Origin of the sequence: Staphylococcus sp. GDY8P85P, from assembly GCF_017892405.1 — a bacterium.
GTDB classification, from domain to species: domain Bacteria; phylum Bacillota; class Bacilli; order Staphylococcales; family Staphylococcaceae; genus Staphylococcus; species Staphylococcus borealis.
The window spans coordinates 1-22,357 of sequence record NZ_JAESLA010000067.1 but is presented as its reverse complement, the minus strand read 5'-3'; the positions used below and the strand labels follow the sequence as shown (position 1 = coordinate 22,357).

The following is a 22,357-nucleotide window of genomic DNA, read 5'->3' as shown; positions in this document are numbered from 1 at the left end:
TCCAGACCCAATTCGATAAATACGTTGTGCCAATTTGCATCACCCATTGGCTTTCTATTTGCTACAAACCATATCATCTACTTCATTCATAGAATTGTGTGATATTTCTTATAATTCAGTATAATACAAAAATCTATTTTGTTTGTCAACAATCGATTATAAATTTATAGGTGATAAACAGTATGCATAAAGAAGATTTTGCGTTGCTTCAATAGATTCTACATGCGTTCTCTCTAGTGCATGAGATGATTCGATACCAGCACCAAATAGACCATGACGAATATCAGCACCAGCTTTTAAGGCTGCTGACGCATCTGAACTATAATAAGGATAAATATCCACTTTATATGGTATATTGTTTATTTTACATAAATTTATTAGATGTGATTTTAATTCTTTATGATATGGACCAGATCCATCTTTAGCACAAATTGATACGGTGTATTCATCTGATGACTGGCCATCACCTAATGCGCCCATATCAAGTGCAATAAATTCTACTATCTTATCCGAAATAGAAGCATTAGCACCATAACCAATTTCTTCGTTATTGGAAATGTAAAATTGAGTTGTATATGGTAATTGTGTTTTTTCTTGCTTAAGTTTCTCTAGCAATTCTAGTATCATTGCCACACTCGCTTTATCATCTAAATGTCTTGATTTGATAAATCCTGATGAGGTAATCTCAGTTCTAGAATCAAAACTGACAAAGTCTCCCACTTCAATTCCTAAATCTCTTGTCTCTTGATCAGATGTCGTTTTTTCATCGATACGGATTTCCATATGTTCACTATCTCTTGGTATTTCATGGTTATTTCTGTAAACGTGCACACTTGTTTCATGCATACATATCGTTCCAGTAAATGTTTGTCCCGATTCAGTTTGAATCTCACAATATTCTCCCTCAATAGCATTGTATGTAAATCCACCTATTAAGCTTATAGCCAATCGGCCATCCTCTTTAATGTCTTTAACCATTGCTCCCAATGTATCTACATGAGCAGTTATACATCTTTGTTGCGCTTGGTTTTCTCCTTGAACTTCGATAATTAAAGCGCCTTTATTTGTTATCTTAGTATCATAACCTAGTAATTCAACTCTACTCTTAACATAATTGATTGCTTCTGTCGCATTACCAGATGGACTATTGATTTCTGTGAGTTCTTTTATTGTTTTCAATACCTTTTGAGTCATCATTGTCTCCCCCTAGTTAAATTATTTATTGGTAACATTTTATCGTATTTATAATACTATCACTATTAATTCATTTATTTTACTATTGTTTATCTATAGTCTGTACCTTACAATGTACATATTCTGAAAATTTCGAAATAAGGTGATTCAATATGCAACATATTTTATTTGTAGGTCTTGGTTTGATTGGTGGAAGTTTAGCCAGCAACTTAAAATATTACCAGCCTAACTTAACAATATCTGCTTTTGATGCAGATAAAAATCAACTAGAAAAAGCTTTGTCGATTGGAATAATTGACGAAAAAGTTGAAGATTATAGTGAAGGTGTTAAAAAAGCAGACGTTATCATTTATGCTACGCCTGTACAACAAACTGAAGTGTATTTAAAAGAATTACCTAATTATCAAACACAACCTCATTTGATTGTAACTGATACTGGCAGTACGAAAGCTAATATTCAAAGCTACGAAGCATATCTGTTAAGCAATGATATTCATCTTATTGGTGGCCATCCAATGGCTGGAAGTCATAAATCAGGTGTTCTTAACGCTAAAAAACACTTATTTGAAAATGCTTACTACATCCTTGTTTATAACGACGCACGCAATGCTGAAACAGCCCAAAAATTACAATCATTATTATCAACGACATCTGCAAAATTTATAACAACCTCTGCTCAAGAACATGATTACGTTACTGGTGTCGTCAGTCACATACCTCATATTATTGCATCAAGTTTAGTTCATTTAAGCGAATCAAACTCAAATCATCATGCTTTGATAACTCAATTAGCTGCTGGTGGTTTTAGAGATGTTACACGTATTGCTAGTAGCAATGCAGATATGTGGCGTGATATTACATTTAGTAATCAAGAGAACATACTTCACCTATTGGATATGTTACAACAACAGATAAATTCAATTTCCACGCATATTCGCTCAAATCACACTGATGAGATTCATGATTTCTTCTCAAGTGCCAAAAAGTTCAGAGACCAGCTCCCAGTTAAGCAACAAGGTGCACTAAGTATTGCGTATGATCTTTATGTAGATATTCCAGATAAATCGGGTATGATTAGCAAAGTTACTTCTATCTTAAGTTTACATAATATTTCTATAAGTAACTTAAAAATCCTCGAAGTTCGTGAAGATATTTTAGGTGCTTTGCAAATTAGCTTTAAAACTCCTGAAGATCGCGAACGTGGTATTCAGGCATTGCATGATTTTGAAACATATATTTTATAAGTATATTCTCCTAACTTGATGACGCTCCTAAAATATTAGTAGCTCAAGACACCGATGGTTGGATCCCAATGCAGAAATGATACAAACATTGCACAATTAGGCATCGAGCCCTGAGTAAAGAGAACTTCACAAAGATATACCACGAGCAAAGCAAGTTTGAAATTGGCATGCCCAATTTTCATCTTGATACCATCATTGTTAGGAGGACATTATTTACATTTTATGCCCTGCCATTAAACCTAATCGTCCATGCTTTGTTCCAGCATCAGTATAAGATATCGCTTTAGATATAATGCCCTTTCCATATTTATTTTGTAAATAATCAATAGTTTTGGCTAATTTCTCATCTCGTCTTCTTTCATATTCATCAATAAACAAATTGAGTTGACGGTCTTCTTCATTAATAAGTTGTGTCAATGATACACTCAATGTCCGATACAGCGCGTGTTTATCACATAATTGATTCGCATAATAATTTACTACCTTATAAATATCTCGCTCTAAGTTTGTCGCATCCGTTAATGTATATTGCTTATGTACGCCGCCGCCTTCCGTATATCCAAATGAAAAGTGAATGGTTCTTGCCAATTGCTTACGTGCTCTTATTCTACTAGCAACATCTTCAATTAGTTCTTGCATAACTACTTTCGACTCTTCAAATCGGTAATCTCTCATCAAAATTTGACTTTTGCATATAGAAGGATTAGTAACATTATATTTCTCTCTCAATTTACTTTGATCAATACCGTTTGCGTGTAAATGCATATCCACCCCTATTACACCAAAATCTCTTTTGAGATATTTATACGGATACTGTGCTAAATCGCCTACCGTTACAATCCCTTTCTTGTTAAGTTTTGCTTCTGTTTTTTTATTGATGCCCCAAAATTCCCTTAGTGGCGAAATTTTCCACAACTTTTGGGGGACATCATAATATCTCCATTCTGTAATACCATTGGCTGTATGCTTCGCTTCGATATCCATTGCAACCTTACTTAATAACATATTTGAGCCTATACCTATTGTGCAATATATCCCTGTTTTATCTTCTATCTCTTTTTGTAATCGCTCTGCAAATGACTGAACAGTAGAGTTAAATCGATGATAACTATTAGTTACATCTAAAAAAATTCATCGATGCTATATTGATGCAAGTCTTCTCCTGGTACATATTTAAGTGCAATTTTAGAAATTTCAATTGAAACTTCTAAATATTTTCTCATGCTAGGATTAATAATATAAATGTCATTCCGATGTGGTATTTCAAACAGCCTAGATCCTGTTTTAATACCAATTTCTTTTAGTTTAGGTGTAGCTGCTAAAACAACTGAACCTTGTCTTTTAGTGTCTGCAACTACTGCCAATTTTGTTTCTAGTGGGTCCACCCCTTTGTCGATGCATGAAACACTAGCAAAAAAACTCTTTTGATCAATACACAGAATATCTCTATCCTCCAACAAATTATAATCATACATGCCAGATACCTCCCTTATCCAATTCTTATTATATACGAACACTTGTTCTATTTCAATAAAAATAAGAACGAGTGTTCTTAAAATTATTTTGGAGTAGTATCTTAAAACATGCTATACTATGGATGAAATTACTATTTCAAGGAGGAAATAAAATGCCAATCATCAATGTTAAATTACTAGAAGGACGTTCTGATGAACAATTAAAAAATTTAGTTACTGAAGTAACAAATGCAGTTGAAAAAACAACTGGAGCTAATAGAGAAGCTATTCATGTTGTGATTGAAGAAATGCAAAAAAATCATTATGGCGTTGCAGGCGTTAGAAAATCAGACGCTGAATAAAATGTGGATAAGTTTACATAATAATATTATGGTATTTAATTGCGTAGTAAAAAAGCACACTTGCTAAGTGTGCTTTTTTACTGTAATTTAATTATTTAAAAATTCTTGAATAGCCTTTTTGTTTTTATCTTTATCAATGTCTAATGCACTGCCATCATTATTAGTATTAATATTTTGGTATGAATTATTAATCGGCACTGTAAGAGATTCTACGTTCTTATCTCCTCTAATACCAAAACTTATACCTGTTTGGAATATCGCTGAATTAGGCATACTTGTATTAATATAACCTCTCAAAATACCAGCTACTTTAGGCAATTTAACTACAGATCTAGGCGTAACTAACTCTTTTTTCAACGTTTGCATAACTTGTTGTTGACGTCTAACTCGCCCAAAGTCTCCTTCCTCATCATGTCTAAATCTTGCATATCCAAGTAATTCTTTACCATTCAAACGATGATGACCTTTTTTAAGAGATACGCCAATGTTTTCAGACATATCTTTTTCTACGTCCATAGGAACACCATTTGGCTCTAATTCATCGATCATTTTTTCAAAGCCTGTAAAATCAATGACTGCATAATATTCCGGATTGATACCTAAATTCTTATTTAATGTTTTTCTTAGCAGTTCTGGACCACCAAGTGAATATGCTGCATTAATTTTGTAATTTTGATATCCAGGTATTTCTGCATAAATATCTCGCATTACTGACATCATTTTCATCTTTTTATGAATAAAATCATATTGAACTACCATGATGGAGTCAGTTCTTGACTTACCACCATTTGCTTTGTCAGCGCCTAATACAAGTACAGAAATCTTACCATCATTTTTAACAGGTCCGTTAAACTTATGTACTTTAATATCTTTGGCATGTTTCTCAGCATAATTAACACCACTACGATAACTATGGACGATATAAATAATAGCTGCAAGAAGCAATATTACTATAATCAAAATAATAAAAGGTAATTTTCGTAGTTTTTTCTTATTTCGTCGTTTAGAAGGTGTCTCTGATTCTGCTTGTCGTCTGTATACTGTCTTATCCTTCTCTTCTGTCATATTTACCTACCTTACGTCTTGTAAAAATCTTCAAAATTGTATATCTATGTACTATAATTATATATAATTAAGTTATAGAAGTTACTTTAAAAAATCAAGTAATTTTTAAATAAATGGTACTAAGGTCCAATGAAAGGATGGCATAAATGAATATTAATACAGCATATTTTGCTGGTGGGTGTTTCTGGTGTATGACCAAACCTTTCGATCAATTCGATGGTATAGAAACAGTAACATCTGGCTACATGGGTGGTTCAACTCACAACCCTACTTATGAAGATGTGAAAAGTGGGACCACAGGACATTATGAAACTGTAAAAATCGAATATGATGTTGCACTGTTTTCTTATAATAAATTATTGGAAGTATTCTTTTCGGTAATTGATCCTATTGATGATGGTGGCCAGTTTCAAGACAGAGGTTCTCAATATAGAACGGCAATCTTCTACACAAATGAGGACCAAAAAAAACTCGCTGAACAATACATCCACCAACTCGAGCAAACCATTCATTCTGAAAAAGCAATAGCAACTAAAATCTTACCCGCTTCAACATTTTACAAAGCGGAAGAATATCATCAAGATTTTTATAAAAAGAACCCTGAGCGTTATGCTCAAGAACAACAAGACCGTGCTAACTATAGCGCAAATTAAACACATAAATAATCAAAGGCATCCTTCATAAATGATTGTTATCATTTCACTTGTAGGATGCCTTGTTTTTAAATAATGATTTATTTATGACGAATAACTCTCATTACTTTTAGCATACTGTACCATAATGAACTGTCTTTTCTATAAACTAAAAATCTTGGTTCCCAATTAGGGCTATATTTTTCTTTATATTTACGTAATCCTTGAAAGCGATAAAGTCCATTGAAATGTTCAAAAACACGACCAGCTACACGTTCACGTGGATATGAATAATTTAATTGACCTACATTCGATAATGTTGCCATACCCATATTAAATGCTTTATAGCCTTTGTCTTTACCCCAAAGTAGCATATGCAAATATAAACCGTCCATTAAAGGTAAATCAAGGTCAGGTAACCAACGAATTAAATCAACAGAAATAGCTTCATTATAATAAGTAGGCATTAAAGTACAAAACGCAATTACTTTACCCTCTTCATTCTTCATGATTCCAATAGGCGCTTGTTGTAAATAGTCTTCAGTAAATTGTCCTACTGAAAAATGCATTTCATTACGTCCATCTAACCATTGATCACTGACATATTTCAATTCAGAAATAATATCCATTGAAAAAGGTGGTTCTAAAATTTCAAATTGAATATTTAAATCATCGAATTTATTAAGTGTCGCTCGAAAACCACGACGTTTCTTTCCTGATGTGGTAAATTGAGTCAAATCTATGATGGCTTCTTCGCCCAATTTGAAGAATTGATTACCAAAATTATGATAAAGTGGCATAAACCGATCTGACACTTGATAAAAAATGATGTCATAACCTAACTTTTCACCATAATTATAAAAATCAATCAGTAACGATTGGAAAGCATTTGGGTCACCAATTGGATCGCCTAACACAACAAGTGCATTACCTTTATAACGATACATTAAAAATGCTTGTTCATTTTCATGCATAAAGATATCTTTATCTCCACTGTAGATCAGATGACTTAAATAATTACCACCCTATGTTTCGATGATTGCTTTACATTGTGACAAATCTTCAAATTGGTGTGGTCTATTGTATTTTGACTCAAGGAGCCATGCAACTATACCCACTAACATTACAACGACAAGAATTGTTAACCAGAAATAATATTTTAATAATGATGTATCCATTTCAATATGATAAATGTCCAGCGCATATAATGTTTCGGAAATAATAATGTGATTAACGTATAATACAAAGACGCTCAAAATAATGGCTACAATGAACCGCTTTAATCTAAATGGTCGCTTCACAACTTTAGATCGGCGATATGCAAGAACAAGTAATACAAATATTAGAATAATCCATGATAATAAAATTAAAGATGCATAAGTGTATATTGTCGCGGCGAAAATTAAAATAAGCGAAATCATTACAAATAAAATAGCACGACGACTTTGCTTATATACCCCTCTAACATTAAGAAGTAATAATAAACAAGCACTAGTATGAATAGATGACATAATATAATATGCAAAATGATGATCATCATATAAGCCATCATAAACAATCGTAATGTTATTAATAAAGAATACAAAACTTGTGATTAATACTAAAGTGGCTAAAGCAAAAGATGGTATTTTAGCAATAATATCTTTTTGATAAGAAAATAAAAATGATGTTACATCTTTTGCAGGAACAAAATATTTAGATTCTTCAAAGTATTTTCTAGCAGAAGAACCAAATTCAAAAGTAGATAATACAAGTGCAATAATGACTGGTACAAAGTAATAAGCGAAACGATACAATAATAACGCTAATAAAACTTTTTCTTCAGGAACGCCTAACGACTTTAATCCTAGTAATACAACTAAATCGAAAGCACCAAAACCTCCGGGAATAAAACTGACTAATCCAGAAAGCGCAGCAATGATAAAAATTCCAATTACAGTCGTAAATGCGACATTGATATCAACAATAACTGTCGATAAATAAAGTACTGATGCAGCAGCAAGCCACTCAACGCTAGATACTAATGTGCAATAAACACCTAAATATTTGTTATAACGATCAATAGGATTAATCATGGTATAAGCAATAAATAAAGGTAAGAATAATGCAACAATATATAATATCCATCTTACCCAGCTTACTTTATTTAATATGTGCGAAGCATCAAAGATATGTAATACGACAAGAATTGATAGAAGACTCAAACCTGTCAACATTGATATAAGTATAATTGAAATGGCATGCACTAATTTTTTTCGATTCGTTGTATAATTTTTATACACAAATGCTCTAAATCCAGCACCGATAAACCCACCAAAACCAACAATAGCATTGAGTGCATTAATAATATAGCTCACTTTAAACACTCTTATCAGTGGGATATCAAGTTTCAATCCCTTAACCAATATAAGATCGTATAAGCTCAGCAAAATCATTGCAGCACCGCCACAGATAAATAAGCCTACAAGGTACCAACGATTAATTTTGCTAAAAGCTTCAAGCGTTTGCTTGAAATTAATATGAGCAAGTTCATGATATAGCGTGGCAACAACTGCTATAAACAACACTGCAGCAAAAACAAATTTAAGTATAGATAATAATCTATTTTTTAGTTCTTCAGTCATATCATACCTCTACCTTCAACTTCGATTAGTTTAAAATATATCATACCTTCATTTGAATGAACATATGAATATATATTACACATGCTAACAGTATTGTAATGTACGTGAGATTATACATTCAAATTCCAAAATTTGATATGTACATTTTATTAAAAAAATAGGGCTGAGAAAAAGTGGATATTCCTCTTTCTCAGCCCTAGTCAACTACTACAAAGTAACACTCTAGCATTATTTATCTTTTACTCGACTATACTTTGCATCAACAAGCCGTACTAATCGGCTCGAGTATATTCTTTTGTCTCTTCTTTTTTTATTTCATATTCTCCTGAATCATTACCGTAATACTTATTATAACGACGTTTAAATAATAAGAACATGTGAGAGACTAATACTTTAAGTATCGCATATCCTGGTATACCTAAAATAACACCAACGATTCCTAATAAATTACCAGCACTTAATAAAATGAAAATAATTGTTAAAGGATGAATTTTCAATGTTTTACCCATGACATTTGGTGAAATAAAATGTCCTTCGATAAATTGAACAAGCGTCCATACTACAATTAATTTCAATAACATAAGTGGAGATGTAATAATGGCTATGATAATAGCTGGTGAAATCGCAATAGTTGGACCTAAATAAGGAACAACGCTTGTAACAGCTGCGATACATGCAAGCACCAATCCATAATCAAGCCCAATGATAGAATAACCGATAAAGAGTAAGATACCGATACAAAATGAAACAATAATTTGGCCTTGAATATAAGAACCCACTTGTACACTCATTTTCTCCATTAAATCATGGTAATCTTTTCTAAATTTTGGTGGCATAATCTTAGTTGAATACTCTTTAAACTTATGACCATCCTTTAACATAAAGAACAATACAAATGGTGTTGTGACAAGCACTACACCTACATTTACTATCGCTTCTGCAAAACTTCTTATTTTAGTTCCAAATCCATCAAAATAACTCGAAACCATCGAAGGAATCTTGTTAGAGACTGAGTCTAACCAATCTTGTATTTGAGTATAAAATGAAGATAAGAAAGAAAAATGCGTAACTTGATCTATTGCATTATTAAATTTATCTACATACTTAGGGAAATTATTCGCTAAGCGTGTGATTTGATCACTGATTAATGGAATTAATAAATTAATAATTAATGTTGCGCCACCAACAATTGCTAAAAACACAATAATAATGCCCAGCAATCTTGGGATATTATATCTTTCCATCAAATTGATAATTGGATTAATAAGATAAAACAAAATGAGCGATAAAATAATTGGTGCCACAATTGTATTAAATATAATGATAAATGGTTCAAAAACATATGAAACTTTATCAAATATAAATATTACAATGCCTATGAGCACTAATGAAAGTAAAGCAAATAATAAATCTTTACCGCCTAAAAACTTCATAAAACGCGTTTCTGTAAAACTGAATTTTTTTTCGCTGTTATCTTCAACTTGTTTATTTTCAGTTGTCATGTTCCTCACCATACCTTAACTAACTTATAGAACTAAAGCTATCTAACATCATAACATAAAAACAATTAAATGTTGTTTCGCTTTAAGATGAACTTATTTGTGTTTCAAAATGATAAATATGTAGTGCAAGATAAACAATTTCAGAATCATCAATAGGAATATTTAAATGTTTTTGTATCATTCTTGAGATTTTAAAAGCAGTATTGTATGCATTAGGATAATGGTTTTTAACCATATCAATAAAGACATCTTGAGCGTAAATATATTCTTTTTTATTAAGACGTCGAATTAAAAATTGGATATGCCTAATAAATCGTTGATATTGAACTGTATGATTATCAATTTCATGGTTCAAATCATTTTCAATAATCAGTATGCTTTTACTAATTAACTTATTAATTAAAGACATTTCATGTATTGTTAAATCCTCAGTGTTAGATGCGATATGTAATGCGATAAATCCAATTTCATCAGGTGGGAAATTAACATCTAGTCGTTGATTCAGTTTATCAATAACTTGGCTTGCAATTGCATAGGCGCCACTATATAAATGTTTGGTTTCAATAGCAAATGGATTACTAATAATTTGATTTTGCTTTAATCTTTTGTATGCAAATATAATGTGATCAGTCAAAGCAACAACAAGATTTTTATCGTCAGTAGTATGCGTTGTACTCGTTATAAAATTGACTGCTTCAATTACCGCTTGTAGAACATCTTCATCTGCAATTTCAACTAAAGATTTATAATATTCTTGCTGTTGCTTTTGTTCTAGCTTATAAACTTTTTCTATTGAAGCACTTTCATCTAAGGTCATTCCCGCCTTTTTATTAAAGCCAATACCTTTTCCAATGAGAATAACCTCTTGATTATTATAAGTGCATATGATGACGTTGTTATTTAAAGCTTTAGAAATAGTATACTCACTCATCATAATCACCTTTCTTTTTAATATATGAATTATAAAACGATTTATTAAAAATGAAAAGATTTCAAACTTAATGTAAAAACTCCTTCCAACGTTATGAAACCTAAATTCAATACATTGAAAGGAGTATGTTAATAATATTATATTAAATAGTTATTCAATCGATTACTTTTTAGGTAGTTGATTTTCTCTACCCCAAGTTTCAATGCCAAACAAGTTGATTTCGAGATTCTCTGGTTTGAACACAGGTTTCATACCAGCTTTACGTTGTTTTTGATAATCTTTCATGACAGCTATAGCTATATTTGAAAGACCGATAATAGAAATCAAGTTAACAATCGCCATTAATCCCATAAATAAATCGGCAGTACTCCATACAGTTTCAGTTTTCACAACTGAACCAACAAATACTAATAAAACAACTAAACATCTGAAAATAAACATAATTGCTTTATTTTTAGATAAAAATTCAATATTTGATTGGCCGTAGTAATAGTTACCGACTACAGAAGAAAATGCGAATAATGTAATCGCAACTGTTAAGAAGATACCCCCAGCTGAACCTAAATGTTCATTTAATGCTGATTGAGTAACTTGAACACCTTGAGGCGCACTTTCACCAAATTTTAATCCTGAATATAATAAAATCATAATCGCTGTAGCTGTACAAACTAACATAGTATCGAAAAATACACCAAGTGATTGAATTAAACCTTGTTTCACTGGGTGTGGTACAGCCGCTGTAGCAGCAGCATTAGGTGCCGAACCCATACCAGCTTCGTTAGAGAATAAACCACGTTTAATACCTTGAAGGATGGCCGCACCAACAGCGCCTCCGGTAACTTGTTCGAAACCAAACGCACTCTTAATGATCGTACCTATCATTGGAACAATTTGGTCAATATTTAATAATAAAATAACTAAAACCATTCCAATATAAATGATCGCCATAATAGGCACAATTAATGACGATAATGTTGCAATACTACGCACACCGCCAAAGATGATGATTGCTGTAATAACTGCCAATACAATACCTGTTATAACTGGACTTATGTTGTATTGAGTATTTAATGACTCTGCAATTGTATTAGATTGAACAGTATTAAATACAAACGCAAATGTTACAGTAATTAATATTGAGAATAAAATACCTAACCATTTTTGATTTAAACCTTTAGTTATGTAGTATGCTGGACCCCCACGGAATCCGCCTTCTTTATCGTGAACCTTATAAATTTGAGCTAAAGTAGCTTCCATAAACGCACTTGCCGCTCCAATGAAAGCAATTACCCACATCCAAAATACTGCACCAGGTCCACCAAGCACAATTGCCGTAGCTACGCCGGCAATATTACCAGTACCTACTCGAGAACCAGCACTGATTGCAAATGCTTGGAATGGTGATATACCTTTTTCACCACTATTCAACGTTTCAGGTTTCTCTACTAAAGCTCTAAACATTTCTGGCAACATACGTAATTGCACAAATTTAGAACTAATTGTAAAGAAGAAGCCTACAGTTAATAGTAATCCAATTAAATATTGCGACCAAATTAAATCATTACCTACCTGAACGATTGTTTTAAACCACCCAGGTATTAAATTATCAAAATCACTCATTAAATCCCTCTCATCTATAATTGATTAATATCCTAAGATATATTACAAGAGATTTATACTGCATTGAATAAACTCAATTAAATAATACTAATGTATATTACGTTTGAGGTTATACAACATCAATATAAATCTCTTGAAAGATTAAAATTGGTTAAAATAACAAGTTCAATTTTATCATTTTCTTTTTAAATTGAAAATAAAATTTTTTGAGCAATTAGTCGATTGTCATATCTAGAACGTCTCCAAACTCCTTAACATCAACGATAAATGAACCATTTGTATATTGTTCAGATAAATGAATATCAGTTATTTGTCCTTCTTCCGTATGACTTTCAGAATATAATGTATACATATGCTCATCTTTAACAACATGACCAGCAACAATACGGTGTGGATTTTTCTTTAATTCTTTAAGTAATGTAATTCCTCTTTGTGCTCGCTTAGCTTGTTGTAGAATTTTATAGCTGATACGTTTTACAGCGCCTCTTTGAGTAGCCATTATAATTGAACTATCTTGATTTACAGCATCTGTCATAACTACAACATCTTCATCTTTTAAATTAATAGATTTAACACCAGCTGCTCTCAATCCCGTATCAGATAATTCTTCAGTTGAATACGTTAATGACATACCTTTATGAGTTAATACAGTAATCAATTGATTTTTATTTAGGCGCATTACACTAATTAATTCATCCTGTGCTTTAACTTTCATGGCAACTAACGGTTTATTGTAGCGCGTTGTCTTAAATAAACTAACGTTACTTTTCTTAATCATACCATTTCGCGTTGCTAATACATAAAATGCATCATCTTTGAAGTTTTGCTCATTGTACACATCGACCACAGTTTCATTATCGTCTAGAGGGACAATTTGAGAAACGTGTTGTCCAAGTTCTTTCCATCGAATATCTGCGAGTTTATGAACTGGAATGAATAAATATCTGCCTTTATTTGTAAATACTAGTACCGTATCTTGCGTATTGACTGTTTGATATTTAAGTAAACTATCTCCATCTTTAAGTCCAATTTCTGCAACACCACTGGCATTAAAACTACGTGTAGATGTGCGTTTAATATAACCCTGACGTGTGATACTTAAAACAACATCTTCACTTGGCACCATCACTTCTTTATCAATTTTAATTTCTGCAATTTCCGCTTCAATTGATGACAAACGTTCAGATTTAAATCGTTTTCGAATGTCAGTCAATTCATTCTTAATTACTTGTAATAGCGCATCATGATTATCCAGTATATGACGATATTCTTTAATCATATTTGCTAACTCATTATGCTCATTTTCTAATGCAACGATATCCGTATTCGTTAAACGGTATAGTTGCAACATAACGATAGCTTCTGCTTGCGCTTCTGTAAATTCGAATTCAGATACTAAATTGTCTTTTGCATCTTTTTTATTCTTAGAGTTACGAATTAAAGCAATGACTTCATCCAAAATTGATAATGCTTTCATTAAACCTTCTACAATATGCATGCGTTTTTCAGCATGATCTAAATCATATTTAGTACGGTTCGCTACCACTTCAATTTGATGATTTAAATAACTATCTATAATTTGACGAATACCCATTAATTTAGGACGTCCGTCACTAATTGCAACCATGTTAAAGTTATATGCAATTTGTAAATCAGAATTTTTGAATAAATAGTTCTTTATAGCCTCTGCATTTACATCTTTTTTCAATTCAATAGCAATTCTTAAACCAGTACGATCCGTCTCATCTCGTACTTCAATAATACCGTCTACTTTCTTATCGGCTCTTAATTCATCAATACGTTTTACAAGTGAACTTTTATTCACCTCGTATGGAATCTCTGTAACGATAAGTTGTTGGCGACCATTTCGAAGCGTTTCTGCGTCGACTTTAGAACGTACGACAATTTTACCTTTTCCGGTTTCATAAGCTTTCTTAATACCATCGATACCTTGAATAATACCACCAGTTGGAAAATCTGGTCCTTTAATATATTTCATTAATTGACTAACAGTAATATTAGGATTATCAATGTATTTCAATGTTGCTTGAATAACCTCAGCTAAATTGTGCGGTGGAATATCGGTCGCATAGCCAGAAGAAATACCTGTTGAACCATTTACTAGTAAATTGGGGAATCTTGCCGGCAATACCATTGGCTCAAGTGTTGTATCGTCATAGTTAGGAACAAAAGCTACTGTTTCTTTATTAATATCACGTACAAGTTCCTCAGATAATTGACTTAACTTTGCTTCGGTATAACGCATTGCTGCTGGTGGATCATTATCAATACTACCGTTATTACCATGCATTTCAATTAAGACATGTCGCAATTTCCAATCTTGACTTAAACGGACCATTGCATCATATACTGATAAGTCACCATGTGGATGGTATTGACCGATAACATCACCGACTGTCTTAGCACTTTTACGGAAATTCTTATCATAGGTATTTCCACTACTATGCATTGCGAAAAGAATTCTTCGTTGCACTGGCTTTAAGCCATCACGAACATCCGGTAAAGCACGTTCTTGAATAATATATTTACTATATCTTCCAAAACGATCGCCTATCACATCTTCAAGTGATAAATCTTGAATTATCTCACTCAATTTGTTTCCTCCTCAGTATATTCTTCAGTTTCAATTACTTGTACTTCAGTGTTATCTAATATACTTTGATCTTCTTGCATGCCAAATTCAACGTGACTTTCAATCCATTCACGACGTGGTGCAACTTTATCACCCATCAATGTTGTAACACGTTTAGAAGAGCGCATTTCATCTTCAATTTGAACACGAATAAGCGTTCGAGTTTCAGGATTCATTGTCGTTTCCCATAACTGTTCAGGGTTCATTTCACCAAGACCTTTATAACGTTGTAACATAAATCCTTTTCCTAATTTTTTCTGAAGTTTATCAAGTTCATCGTCTGTCCAAGCATATTCAACTTGTTTAGATTTAGCTTTTCCTTTTTCAAGTTTATAAAGTGGAGGCAATGCAATAAACACTCTACCAGCTTGTACTAGTGGTTTCATATACTTGAAGAAGAAGGTTAATAATAATACTTGAATATGTGCACCATCTGTATCAGCATCAGTCATGATAATAATACGATTGTAATTGCTATCTTCAATTTTGAAGTCATTTCCTACTCCAGCGCCAATTGTATGGATAATCGTGTTAATCTCTTCATTCTTAAATATATCCTCAAGTCTTGCTTTTTCAGTATTAATAACTTTACCTCGCAAAGGTAAAATCGCTTGGAATTTTCTATCTCTACCAAGCTTAGCTGAACCACCTGCAGAGTCCCCTTCGACTAAATACAATTCATTTTTTTCAGTATTCTTACTTTGCGCAGGTGTTAACTTTCCTGAGAGCAACGTATCTTTACGTTTATTCTTCTTACCTGAACGTGCGTCTTCACGGGCCTTACGTGCTGCTTCTCTAGCTTGTTGTGCTTTAATTGCCTTTTTCACAAGTGATTTAGAAAGTTGTCCTTTTTCTTCTAAATAAAATGGTAATTTATCAGAGACTACTGAATCAACTGCACTACGCGCTTCTGAAGTACCTAATTTAGACTTTGTTTGTCCTTCAAACTGTAGCAACTCTTCTGGAATACGTACTGATATAATCGCAGTTAAACCTTCGCGTATATCATTACCATCTAAATTTTTGTCTTTTTCTTTTAATTCATTAATTCGTCTAGCGTAATCATTAAAGACACGTGTCATAGCAGTTTTAAATCCTACTTCATGTGTTCCTCCGTCTTTTGTACGCACGTTATTAACGAAACTTAATATACTCTCTGAGTATTGATCGTTATATTGGAAAGCAACATCCACTTCAATGCCATTAGCTGAACCTGTGAACATTGTTACATCATGAAGAACTTCTTTGCCTTCATTGACGTAACTTACAAATTCTTTAATCCCCTCTTCATAATGGTAAACATCTTCACGTTCTTTACCACTACGTAAATCTTTCAATGTTATTTTAAGATTCTTTAATAGGAAGGCTGATTCTTGTAATCTTTCACTCAATGTTTCAAAATTGAATGAAGTTGTTGCTTTAAATATTTCAGGATCTGGTTTAAATGTAACTTTAGTTCCTGTTCTCTTCGTTTTACCTGATTTAACTAAACCAGAGGCAGGCACCCCACCATTTTTAAAACTTTGCTTGTAGATATTCCCATCTCTATGTATTTCAACTTCTAACCATTCGCTCAATGCATTAACGACTGAAGCACCAACACCATGTAATCCACCAGATGTTTTATATCCACCTTGACCAAATTTACCACCGGCATGTAAGACGGTAAAAATAACTTCTACAGTAGGTTTACCTGATGCATGCATCCCTGAAGGCATGCCACGACCATTATCTTCAATAGAAATACTATTATCCTGATTAATTGTTACATTTATTTCATTACCATATCCGTTTAACACTTCATCCACGGAGTTATCTACAACTTCATATACTAAATGATGTAGACCTCGTTTATCAGTAGATCCTATATACATACCTGGACGCTTTCTTACAGCTTCCAATCCCTCTAATACTTGAATAGAATCATCTGAATAATGATTTGAATTTTTTGTTGCCAATGCGTTCGCCTCCTACAAACGTACGTTCGTTTTAAAAACTATACAATAGTTATTCTTATATAAATCGATCTAAATTGCAAGTGTGAGTTAAAAACTAATCTATTTTAAGTTAGTAAAAAAAACAAAATTTCAAAATTGGTCGTTGCTAGCTATGAGATTATGGTAAAATATAGCTACGTTATTAAAGGATGTGTAAAGTTATATGATGATAGTAGTCATGCTCATATTAAGCTATCTCATCGGTGCTATTCCTAATGGATATGTTATAGGAAAGCTCTTTTTCAAAAAAGATATTAGACAATTTGGAAGTGGCAATACTGGCGCAACTAATAGCTTCCGAGTTCTTGGTAAACCAGCAGGATTTGTTGTAACCTTTTTAGATATATTTAAAGGGTTTATAACCGTTTTCTTTCCCATTTGGTTTCCAGTGCATGCAGATGGACCGCTTAGCACGTTCTTCACACATGGGTTAATCGTAGGTTTATTCGCAATACTAGGACACGTTTATCCGATATACCTTAAATTTAAAGGCGGTAAAGCAGTTGCTACAAGTGCAGGTGTTGTCTTAGGTGTAAACCCTATTTTACTGCTCGTATTAGCAATTATATTCTTTGGCGTGTTATATATATTTAAATATGTTTCACTCTCAAGTATTATTGCTGCAATATGTTGTGTAATTGGCTCACTCATCATACAAGATTACATATTATTCGGTATGAGCCTACTTGTTTCGATTATTTTAATCGTAAGGCACCGTACTAATATAGTAAGAATCTTTAAAGGCGAAGAACCTAAAATAAAATGGATGTAATTATTAATCAGAAAATATCGATCCCGAAATCTATAATATAATAATGCTACTTTGCAAATCACAGTAGCTGACTGTATTGAGAAGACGCTTGAACCAAGCTATTCATAAAACTAGTCATCTTTGCGGGCGGAGCCCAAACTAAGCAAGCTGGGAGTCGGACAGTGAATTTAAAAGCATTCTGTCCTACTCCTTTTTATTATGCTCATAAAATCATTAAAGATTATCTCAAAAAGGTATTATGTTATAATGCTTAGAGTTCCAATAAAGATAAAAATTTAGTAATAGATATATAAGGTAGGAGGATTATGTAATGAAAATTAAACTAACAGATCAAGCTGTAGAATGGTTTAAAGATGAATTAGATTTGCCTGAGAATGACAAGGTTTTACAGTTTTACGTACGATATGGTGGTGAATTTCAACTTAAACAAGGTTTCAGTCCTGCCTTTCGCGTTGAACCTAGACAAGATGTAGAAATAGGTTATGAAGAGAATTATAATGACTTAGTATTGGTCGTTTCAGAAGATGATTTATGGTATTTCGAAGATAGTGATGTTCTCGTTGAAAAAGTAGACCATGACGACGAAATTGCCTATTCTAAAGTAAATTAAATCATAAAGGGAGTGGGACAGAATTCTTTTTAAATTCGTCGTCCCACCCCCGCAAGGATGACTAGAACTGAAAAAAGCTTGATTTAAGCGCATTTTCAGTTCAGTCAGCTACTGCGAATTTGCAAAATAGCACCATCATATTATTTATGTCCCAGGCTCTTTTATTTTATTTAAATTTCAAGATCGCTTGGTTGTGTTACTTCAAAATCTTTTTCTTCTTGATTCAATTTATCAACGTGACTATATGTTTTATGCCATTCTGGAAAATAGCGATCTAACCTTATTGGACGAAAATTACTTGATTTCATACATATTAATTGTGTAGATCCCGTTGTCGCAAGTTCCCCATTTTCATTATAAACTTCATAACAATAAACTGATTTAAGCCTTGAATATTGTTCAACCCATGTTTTGATTGTTACTTTTTCAGGATAAAAAATTGATTTTTTATATTTAATTTGAAGGTCTACAACCGGAGAAATGATACCCTCTCTCTCCATGTCTGCATAACTAAAGCCCAGCTTACGAATATAATCTGTTCGTGCAACTTCAAACCATGTAGCGTAATTCCCATGGTAAATCACACCCATTTTATCTGTTTCTTGATATCTAGCTTCAATTTCAGTCATACTGTATATCATTCATTCGTACCTCTTTCCTATATCATTCACAATTCATATTAACATAAAAAAGCCATGCCAACATAAAGTCAGCATGGCTTCACATATTAATTTATTGTGCTAATTTGTTTCTTAAAACCATTTGTAAAATACCACCATGACGATAGTAATCTAATTCAACTAGAGAATCGAAACGGACGATTGCTTCAAAATCAACAACGTCGCCATTTTCTTTTTTAGCGTGAACTTTAACAATATCATGAGGACGAACAGTTTCATCGATGTCTACTGAAATTGCTTCTCTACCATCTAAACCAAGTGAATCAGCTGAATCACCATCTTTAAATTGTAATGGTAACACGCCCATCATAACTAAATTAGAACGGTGAATACGTTCATAACTTTGAGCGATAACTGTTTTAACGCCTAATAAGTTTGTACCTTTTGCAGCCCAGTCACGAGAAGAACCCATACCGTAATCATTTCCTGCTAAAACAGCTAAACCAGTACCGTCTTCCTTATATTTCATAGCAGCATCATAAATTGGCATTACTTCATCAGTTGGCCAATATGTTGTGAATCCACCTTCAGTACCTGGCGCTAATTGGTTTTTAATACGAATATTCGCAAATGTACCTCTTACCATTACTTCATGGTTACCACGACGAGAACCGTATGAGTTAAAGTTTCTAATAGGTACATCGTGATCTAATAAATATTTACCTGCTGGTGTATCTTTACCGATAGCACCTGCTGGAGAGATGTGGTCAGTCGTTACTGAGTCACCAAATTTACCCATCACTCTTAAGTCTTTAAGCGGTTCAATTGTACCCGGTTCTTTAGATAAACCTTGGAAGAATGATGGATTTTGGATATATGTTGAGTTTGGATCGAAATCATATAAAGGAGCATCTGTTACATCGATTTCATTCCACATTTCATTGTTGTTATATACATTTTTATATTCTTCTAGGAATAGCTCAGGTGTTACAACACTATCTACAGTATCCGCAACTTCTTGAATAGTAGGCCAAATATCATTTAAGTATACATCTTCACCATCTTTACCTTTACCGATAGGTTCATTTTGTAAATCAATATCAACTGTACCAGCTAATGCATAAGCTACTACTAATTGAGGAGAAGCTAGATAGTTTGCTTTAACTAATGGATGAATACGACCTTCAAAGTTACGGTTACCAGATAATACTGATGTTACTAATAAATCTTCTTCAGCCACTGCTTTTTCAATTTCTGGTAATAACGGTCCAGAGTTACCGATACATGTTGTACAACCGTAACCAACTAAGTTGAAACCTAAATCATCAAGGTATTCTTGTAAACCTGAGTCACGTAAGTAACCAGTTACAACTTTTGAACCCGGTGCTAATGAAGTCTTAACAAATTCAGGTACTTTAAGGCCTTTTTCAACAGCTTTTTTAGCAACTAATCCTGCACCTAACATAACATATGGGTTAGATGTATTAGTACATGATGTTATCGCTGCAATAGCTATATCACCTGTTTTCATTGTTGCAGTAGATCCATCTGCAAATTGAATATCTGCTTTTTTATCAAATTCGCTTTGATCTAATCCGTGTCCTTGGTTACCAGCTGGTGCAGTAACAGATTTTTCAAATTCTTTCTTCATATCACTTAAGAAAATTAAATCTTGTGGACGCTTTGGACCTGATAATGAAGCTTCAACAGTTGATAAATCTAAATCGATAACATCTGTGTATTCTGGATCCTCTTTATCTACAGTGAAGAACATATTATTTTGCTCTAAGTATGCTTTTACTAATTCAACATGTTCTTCTTTACGTCCAGTTAATCTCATATATTTAAGTGACTCTTCATCAACCGGGAAGAAACCACAAGTTGCACCATATTCAGGCGCCATGTTGGCAATTGTTGCACGGTCTGCTAAAGGTAGATCCGTTACACCTGGTCCAAAGAATTCAACAAATTTGCCTACTACACCTTTTTTACGTAGTTCTTGTGTTACACGTAAGGCTAAATCAGTAGCTGTTGAACCTTGAGGTAATGAATTAGTTAAACGTACACCAATTACTTCAGGAATTGGGAAGTATGATGGTTGGCCTAACATCCCCGCTTCAGCTTCGATACCACCAACACCCCAACCAAGTACACCAATACCATTAATCATCGTTGTATGAGAGTCAGTTCCTACTAGTGTGTCTGGAAATGCCGTTTGTTCTCCATCAACGTCACGAACGTGTACCACATTTGCAAGATATTCTAGGTTTACTTGGTGAACGATACCTGTAGCAGGGGGAACAGCATTATAGTTATCAAATGCTTTAGTTGCCCAATTTAAAAATTGATAACGTTCATAGTTACGTTCAAATTCTAATTTCATATTTCTTTCTAATGCATCTGGATTAGCATAGCTATCAACTTGAACAGAGTGGTCAATAACTAAGTCTACTGGTACTTCTGGGTTGATTTTATTAATATCCCCACCAACATCATTCATTGCTTTACGTAATGATGCCAAGTCTACTACTGCAGGAACACCTGTGAAGTCTTGTAAAATAACACGAGATGGTTTAAAAGGTACTTCACCTTCGTTCCCTTCCTTACCAAAGTTACCCAAAGCTTTAATATGTTCATCTGTAATGACAAATTCATCTTCTTGTCTTAAGACAGATTCTAATAAAACACGAATTGAATAAGGTAATTTACTTACTTTCGTTAAGCCTTGGTCTTCTAAACTCTTTAAATCATAATACGTATATGACTGGCCATTCGCTTCAAATGTCTTTTTAGCTTGTTGCTTAATGTTTGAAGTCATTTGTATATCCCCCTTGAATATTAAAAATTCATATTTATATGCCTTTAAATAAATTGTATAATTATATGATTTTCAAAACAACTCTATATACTTATATTTCACGTGATTTAGCTTTCGCATTTTTAATCAGTGTATATAAGTTATTCTTATCATATAAGCAACCTACTATAAGTAAATGTTATTAATTGAGAATGATTTTCATTAATATACAAATTGTTGTAGCTGCTTCAATAAAAAAAGGCTCTTCGTCAAATCGGAC

14 protein-coding genes and 2 pseudogenes are annotated in these 22,357 nt (G+C 32.9%); 5 read left to right on the top strand and 11 right to left on the bottom strand.

All coding sequences use genetic code 11. The features are described 5' to 3' along the window. Window positions 1-156: 156 nt before the first annotated feature. Entirely contained in the window at window positions 157-1,194 is a 1,038-nt protein-coding gene (locus tag KA828_RS12075; RefSeq protein ID WP_210126292.1) for a M42 family metallopeptidase, read from the bottom strand. Window positions 1,195-1,346: 152 nt separating this feature from the next. Between KA828_RS12075 and KA828_RS12070 the strand changes: the two genes are divergently transcribed. After that, a complete protein-coding gene (locus KA828_RS12070) occupies window positions 1,347-2,438 on the top strand; it encodes a prephenate dehydrogenase (RefSeq protein WP_193839370.1) in 1,092 nt (363 codons plus the stop codon). Window positions 2,439-2,651: 213 nt separating this feature from the next. Here the strand turns inward: KA828_RS12070 and KA828_RS12065 are convergent. After that, window positions 2,652-3,913: pseudogene (locus KA828_RS12065) on the bottom strand (Y-family DNA polymerase). A gap of 152 nt (window positions 3,914-4,065) precedes the next feature. Between KA828_RS12065 and KA828_RS12060 the strand changes: the two are divergent. Further along, window positions 4,066-4,254, top strand: a complete 189-nt coding sequence (locus KA828_RS12060) for a 2-hydroxymuconate tautomerase (RefSeq protein ID WP_053030962.1) — start codon at window positions 4,066-4,068, stop codon at window positions 4,252-4,254. Between the two features lie 87 nt (window positions 4,255-4,341). Here the strand turns inward: KA828_RS12060 and KA828_RS12055 are convergent, their stop codons facing one another. Continuing rightward, entirely contained in the window at window positions 4,342-5,319 is a 978-nt protein-coding gene (locus tag KA828_RS12055; protein WP_210126291.1) for an LCP family protein, read from the bottom strand. Between the two features lie 146 nt (window positions 5,320-5,465). Here KA828_RS12055 and msrA point away from each other — a divergent pair, with 146 nt between their 5' ends. Beyond that, complete coding sequence (msrA, locus tag KA828_RS12050; RefSeq protein ID WP_053030965.1) at window positions 5,466-5,972, top strand: peptide-methionine (S)-S-oxide reductase MsrA; 507 nt, start codon at window positions 5,466-5,468, stop codon at window positions 5,970-5,972. 80 nt (window positions 5,973-6,052) lie between these two features. On the opposite strand, the pseudogene mprF reads toward msrA, so the two are convergent. The 6 genes and pseudogenes from mprF to parE all read right to left on the bottom strand — a co-directional run bounded on the left by mprF (window position 6,053) and on the right by parE (window position 17,239). Then, window positions 6,053-8,575: pseudogene (mprF, locus tag KA828_RS12045) on the bottom strand (bifunctional lysylphosphatidylglycerol flippase/synthetase MprF). Window positions 8,576-8,847: 272 nt separating this feature from the next. After that, window positions 8,848-10,077: an AI-2E family transporter gene (locus tag KA828_RS12040; RefSeq protein WP_210126290.1), complete on the bottom strand. Its 1,230-nt coding sequence runs from the start codon at window positions 10,075-10,077 to the stop codon at window positions 8,848-8,850. An 82-nt stretch (window positions 10,078-10,159) separates the two neighbouring features. Next, window positions 10,160-11,008 (bottom strand): glucose PTS transporter transcription antiterminator GlcT, encoded by an 849-nt coding sequence (gene glcT, locus KA828_RS12035; protein WP_053030969.1) that lies wholly within the window; start codon window positions 11,006-11,008, stop codon window positions 10,160-10,162. 162 nt (window positions 11,009-11,170) lie between these two features. Beyond that, entirely contained in the window at window positions 11,171-12,628 is a 1,458-nt protein-coding gene (alsT, locus tag KA828_RS12030) for a glutamine transporter AlsT (protein ID WP_075108736.1), read from the bottom strand. Window positions 12,629-12,842: 214 nt separating this feature from the next. Next, the gene (gene parC, locus KA828_RS12025; RefSeq protein ID WP_210126289.1) at window positions 12,843-15,242 is read right to left on the bottom strand and encodes a DNA topoisomerase IV subunit A; all 2,400 of its coding nucleotides are present in this window, start codon (window positions 15,240-15,242) and stop codon (window positions 12,843-12,845) included. Then, entirely contained in the window at window positions 15,239-17,239 is a 2,001-nt protein-coding gene (gene parE, locus KA828_RS12020; RefSeq protein ID WP_210126288.1) for a DNA topoisomerase IV subunit B, read from the bottom strand. The genes parC and parE overlap by 4 nt, the downstream gene beginning before the upstream one ends. 202 nt (window positions 17,240-17,441) lie before the next feature. Here parE and plsY point away from each other — a divergent pair, with 202 nt between their 5' ends. Beyond that, on the top strand, window positions 17,442-18,050 hold the full coding sequence (gene plsY, locus KA828_RS12015) for a glycerol-3-phosphate 1-O-acyltransferase PlsY (RefSeq protein ID WP_053030977.1): 609 nt from the start codon (window positions 17,442-17,444) through the stop codon (window positions 18,048-18,050). A gap of 310 nt (window positions 18,051-18,360) precedes the next feature. Continuing rightward, on the top strand, window positions 18,361-18,660 hold the full coding sequence (locus KA828_RS12010) for a HesB/YadR/YfhF family protein (RefSeq protein ID WP_053030979.1): 300 nt from the start codon (window positions 18,361-18,363) through the stop codon (window positions 18,658-18,660). Window positions 18,661-18,830: 170 nt separating this feature from the next. On the opposite strand, the gene menI is transcribed toward KA828_RS12010, so the two are convergent. Both menI and acnA read right to left on the bottom strand, forming a co-directional pair. Then, window positions 18,831-19,301 (bottom strand): 1,4-dihydroxy-2-naphthoyl-CoA hydrolase MenI, encoded by a 471-nt coding sequence (menI, locus tag KA828_RS12005; RefSeq protein ID WP_053029405.1) that lies wholly within the window; start codon window positions 19,299-19,301, stop codon window positions 18,831-18,833. Window positions 19,302-19,392: 91 nt separating this feature from the next. Further along, complete coding sequence (gene acnA / locus KA828_RS12000) at window positions 19,393-22,098, bottom strand: aconitate hydratase AcnA (protein ID WP_193839376.1); 2,706 nt, start codon at window positions 22,096-22,098, stop codon at window positions 19,393-19,395. Window positions 22,099-22,357: the final 259 nt, after the last annotated feature.

Coding starts and splice junctions, on each gene's coding strand:
- KA828_RS12060 (WP_053030962.1), top strand. CDS start 4,066: ATGCCAATCATCAATGTTAAATTACTAGAAGGACGTTCTGATGAACAA.
- acnA (WP_193839376.1), bottom strand. CDS start 22,098: ATGACTTCAAACATTAAGCAACAAGCTAAAAAGACATTTGAAGCGAAT.
- plsY (WP_053030977.1), top strand. CDS start 17,442: ATGATGATAGTAGTCATGCTCATATTAAGCTATCTCATCGGTGCTATT.
- glcT (WP_053030969.1), bottom strand. CDS start 11,008: ATGAGTGAGTATACTATTTCTAAAGCTTTAAATAACAACGTCATCATA.
- KA828_RS12040 (WP_210126290.1), bottom strand. CDS start 10,077: ATGACAACTGAAAATAAACAAGTTGAAGATAACAGCGAAAAAAAATTC.
- menI (WP_053029405.1), bottom strand. CDS start 19,301: ATGATATACAGTATGACTGAAATTGAAGCTAGATATCAAGAAACAGAT.
- KA828_RS12075 (WP_210126292.1), bottom strand. CDS start 1,194: ATGACTCAAAAGGTATTGAAAACAATAAAAGAACTCACAGAAATCAAT.
- alsT (WP_075108736.1), bottom strand. CDS start 12,628: ATGAGTGATTTTGATAATTTAATACCTGGGTGGTTTAAAACAATCGTT.
- KA828_RS12055 (WP_210126291.1), bottom strand. CDS start 5,319: ATGACAGAAGAGAAGGATAAGACAGTATACAGACGACAAGCAGAATCA.
- KA828_RS12010 (WP_053030979.1), top strand. CDS start 18,361: ATGAAAATTAAACTAACAGATCAAGCTGTAGAATGGTTTAAAGATGAA.
- msrA (WP_053030965.1), top strand. CDS start 5,466: ATGAATATTAATACAGCATATTTTGCTGGTGGGTGTTTCTGGTGTATG.
- KA828_RS12070 (WP_193839370.1), top strand. CDS start 1,347: ATGCAACATATTTTATTTGTAGGTCTTGGTTTGATTGGTGGAAGTTTA.